The 4009-nt window shown below is 62.7% G+C and carries 3 protein-coding genes and 1 pseudogene; 1 reads left to right on the plus strand and 3 read right to left on the minus strand.

Annotation, left to right across the window (positions count from 1 at the left end):
• Positions 1-73 precede the first annotated feature (73 nt).
• The 3 genes and pseudogenes from MBELCI_RS18455 to MBELCI_RS20240 all read right to left on the minus strand — a co-directional run.
• Positions 74-1006: an IS5 family transposase gene (locus tag MBELCI_RS18455; RefSeq protein WP_021695762.1), complete on the minus strand. Its 933-nt coding sequence runs from the start codon at positions 1004-1006 to the stop codon at positions 74-76.
• A 314-nt stretch (positions 1007-1320) separates the two neighbouring features.
• Positions 1321-2349 carry an IS110 family RNA-guided transposase gene (locus MBELCI_RS18460; RefSeq protein WP_021695763.1) on the minus strand — a complete coding sequence of 343 codons (1029 nt, stop codon included), beginning with the start codon at positions 2347-2349 and terminating at the stop codon, positions 1321-1323.
• Between the two features lie 70 nt (positions 2350-2419).
• Positions 2420-2668: pseudogene (locus MBELCI_RS20240) on the minus strand (transposase); the annotation flags it as partial.
• A 196-nt stretch (positions 2669-2864) separates the two neighbouring features.
• Between MBELCI_RS20240 and MBELCI_RS18465 the strand changes: the two are divergent.
• On the plus strand, positions 2865-3890 hold the full coding sequence (locus MBELCI_RS18465) for an IS1595 family transposase (protein ID WP_021695764.1): 1026 nt from the start codon (positions 2865-2867) through the stop codon (positions 3888-3890).
• Positions 3891-4009: the final 119 nt, after the last annotated feature.

A 4009-nucleotide genomic window follows, 5' to 3' on the forward strand; every position in this document is an offset into this window, starting at 1 on the left:
TGCTTGGCAGCCAGACCGACGGCTCTGTTGCACGGAATACCTGAAGGCTGAGTTTCCCCTTACCCCGAGTGGCTTAGACGACGGGTTCTGTGACGGGAATGCCGAGTGCGGTGAAGCGGTTTAAGATCGCGATGCGGACCTGAAGCTCGGCGGTCTGGCGATCGAAGTCTCGAGCCATCAGTTTCTGGCCGAGCAGCTTCATACAGTTCATCTTGGTCTCGGCGCGGCTTCGGCGATGATAACCGGTCCAGTGCCGCCAAATAGCCCTGCCGAGATGCTTGATGGCGCGCAAGGCCTCGTTCCTGTCTGCCGCTCCGGGGCTATCCTTCTTCCACGGTTTGGCGTTGCGCCTGGGCGGTATGACCGCTTCCGCGCCCCGGTTCGCGATGGCGTCGCGGCAACCGCGAGTGTCGTAGGCGCCGTCAGCCGTGACCGAGGCGATCGCTTCGCCCTCGGGGATCTGGGCGAGTAGATCAGGCAACACAGGCGCATCGCCCACGCCGCTGCCGGTGATCTCGACAGCTCGCACCTCCAAGGTCGCCTCGTCCATGGCCAGATGGACCTTGCGCCAAACCCGCCTGCGCGAACCACCGTGCTTGCGCGTATGCCATTCGCCTTCGCCGCGGACTTTGATACCCGTGCTGTCGATGAGCAGATGCAGCGGACCGTTGCTGCTACGGTAGGGCAATTGCACAGCCAGCGTCTTCTGCCGCCGACAGAGCGTCGAGAAGTCCGGGACCGGCCAATCGAGCTTTGCGAGCTTCAGCAGGCTTGCCACGAAGCCAGTCGTCTGGCGAAGCGGCAGGCCGAACAGAACCTTGATCGTCAGACAGGCTTGGATCGCGGCGTCGCTGTAGATCAGCTGGCCGCCGCGCTTACCCGATGACGTCGCGTGCCAGGGTGTCGACGGGTCGAACCAGACGGTCAGCGATCCACGCTCACGCAGCGCCGCGTTATAGGCGGACCAGTTCCGGGTGCGGTAGCGGGTGGGTGCAGACTTGGGCATGCCACCCAGCTACGCCGTAGGACACTCAATGTGAATCCCGGGCAGGCTTCGTGCAACATGTGTAACCGCCCCAAGCGCAAGAGGTATCTTCAAAGCTGATCTTAGCGCGTCGTCGGGTGCTGACATGTGTCCGGCCTCTGATGCGGCCCTACATGCCGCCGGCCCGTGTGGTGTTCGCGGATCGAGTCCAGATCAAGGCCGCGTGCTCGAAGGCACTCTGTTGCACACTGGTTTTCCCGATCCCGTCTCACGACCGTTGCGCCATACAACTCCTTGCCCTCTTTCGCTCCGACGTCCTCGCGGCCGACGATGGGTTACGCCATCGCGACCGGAGACCTGTAGACGCCGCCTCGAGCCATCAAGGCCCAGACGATCCGCGCCATCTTGTTGGCCAGCGCTACCCGCACCAACATCGGCGGCTTGCGCGACAGCAGGCCGCCCAGCCACGTGCCCGGCTGCGCCTCCTTGTGAACGTGTCGTTTGATGACGACGCTATTGGCGCCGATGATCAGCAGGCGTCGCAAGGATCGCTCGCCCATCTTCGTGGTAGCACCCAGACGCTGCTTGCCGCCCGTCGAATGCTGTCGCGGCACCAAGCCGAGCCAGGCGGCAAAATCCCGACCTCTTCGGAACGTCTCCGGCGGGGGCGCCAAAACCGCAATCGCCGTGGCAATCAGCGGGCCGATGCCCGGGACCGTCATCAGCCGGCGCGCGACGTCGCTCTCCTTGGCACGACGGGCAATCTCTGCGTCGAGCTTAGCGATCTGCGCGTCGAGCTGGGACAGCGTTTCGACCAGAACGTCCAAGGTGCCTCGTGCGTCGTCGGGTAGGCCGCTGCTCTGATCCTCCACCAGAGCCACCAGGCGCGCGGCGTTAGCGGCCCCTTGCGGCACGACCGCCCCGAACTCGGCCAAGTGGCCGCGCAGGGCATTGATCGCTTGGGTGCGCTGCCGGATCAGAAGCTCCCGGACGCGGAAGACCATGGCCGCACCCTGGGTCGCTTCACTCTTCGCCGGCACGAAGCGCATCGACGGGCGCTGCGCCGCCTCGCAGATCGCCTCGGCATCGGCTGCATCGTTTTTTTGGCGTTTGACGAAGGGCTTCACATAAGCTGGCGGGATCAGCCGCACCTCGTGACCCAGCTTGCCGATTTCACGGCCCCAAAAGTGGGCACCGCCACAGGCTTCCATGGCGACGAGGCACGGTGGCATCTGGCTGAAAAAGGACAGGACCTGATCCCGGCGCAGCTTCTTGCGAATGACCGCGTGGCCGGAGCCATCAGCTCCATGCACCTGAAACACGTTCTTCGCCAGATCCAGACCGATTGTGGTAACTTCCGACATGACCGCCCTCCAATGTGGAATGTTGCAAACCCACCTTGGCACATCGATGCCGTCGGGGGGCGGTTACAGCATCAAGGCCCAGACCGACCATAATCTGGGCAAAGATGCCTTTCTCGCTCCAACGCTTCCATCGGCTGTACAGCGTCTTGTGCGGACCATATTCCTGCGGCGCATCCCGCCAGCGCAACCCATTGCGATTGATGAAGATAATCCCGCTCAACACCCGTCTGTCATCGACCCGTGGCTTGCCGTGCGACTTCGGGAAGAAAGGGGCAAGTTTGGCCATCTGCTCGTCGGTCAGCCAGTAAAGGTCGCTCATGTCACCGCTCCGTTTTCCGAGCCGTGAATCACGCAGCGCGTTGAAAATCAACCCTATTATCCACGAGAAAAAGCAGAGCTTTCGGAAATGCCCAGCCTCCTTGCCTCGCGAAGGTCCCGGCTGCGCCATAACGTAGTCGCTTCCGGTTAGGAGAAATCAGCCAATCTTCTGGGTTCCCCCGAAGCGAGGCCACTCCATGATCACCGAACTGAAGTCCGTCCGCGATGTCTGGAAGAAGATGCCGACCGAACGCCACGCGCGGCTCTTCCTCGAGAACGCCATCTGGGGCGATGATCGGTTCTGTCCACATTGCGGAAGCTTGAGGTCGCGCCCGCTGCGTGGTGCATCCGTGCGCCCCGGCCTGTATCAGTGCGTCGAGAGGGAATGCCGGAGCCAGTTCACCGTCACCACGAGGACGCCGCTCCACGCGACGAAGCTGGATCTCCGGACCTGGATCGCCGCAATGTTCCTCGTGCTGACCTCCTCCAAGGGCATCTCGTCGGTCGTGATGGCGCGCATTTTGGGCGTGAACCAAAAGACCGCGTGGAAGCTTGGCCACGCGATCCGCGAGATGATGGATGATCGGCAGGGCATTGCCGGTCGACTGTCGGGAGTGGTCGAGGTCGACGAGGCCTTCGTCGGCGGCAAGCCGAAGTTCCGCCATGGCGTCAAGAACAAGCGGGGGCGAGGAACAGGCAAGCCAATCGCCCTCGTTGCTGCGGCGCGAAACGGTCAGGCTCGAGCCGTGCTCATCCCCAATACTCGAGGGCGCACGATGAAGCCGATCATCGAGGGCTGGATCGACCCGACCTCGGCGCTCATCACCGACAAGAACCCAAGTTACGGAAAGATCGGGGCATCTTTTGCCAGCCACCATACGATCCAGCACAACAAGCGCCAGTATGCGAACACGAAGACCGGGGCGCACATCAACACCGTCGAGGCCGTGAACGCGGTCGTCCAGCGCGCTCTGATCGGCGTGTATCATCGTCTCGGACGGAAGCACCTACAGCGATACCTGGACGAGATCATCTGGCGGTGGAACCACAGAACCCCGGAGAGCAAAGTGCGGAAGCGGAAGTCTTCATCGGGCTTCTCAACAGCCGAGACCACGACCGTATGGAGGCCGGTCCCGGTTGTGGACCAGATGCGAGGCCTGCTCTGCGGAGCTGTCGGCCGCCAGATGAGGCGCACACCCTCGTGGGGTCTTCGGTGGCCATAACCCCGTCATTGCGACGGTCCGCTGAGAGCTCTTCGACGACCTTCGGCAGTAAGTGCCTACAACCCTGTGACCACGACCCTTTCATGCCGAGATTAGGTGGTTCGCCCTGAGCAACTCCC

Origin of the sequence: Limimaricola cinnabarinus LL-001, from assembly GCF_000466965.1 — a bacterium.
GTDB classification, from domain to species: Bacteria; Pseudomonadota; Alphaproteobacteria; order Rhodobacterales; family Rhodobacteraceae; genus Limimaricola; species Limimaricola cinnabarinus.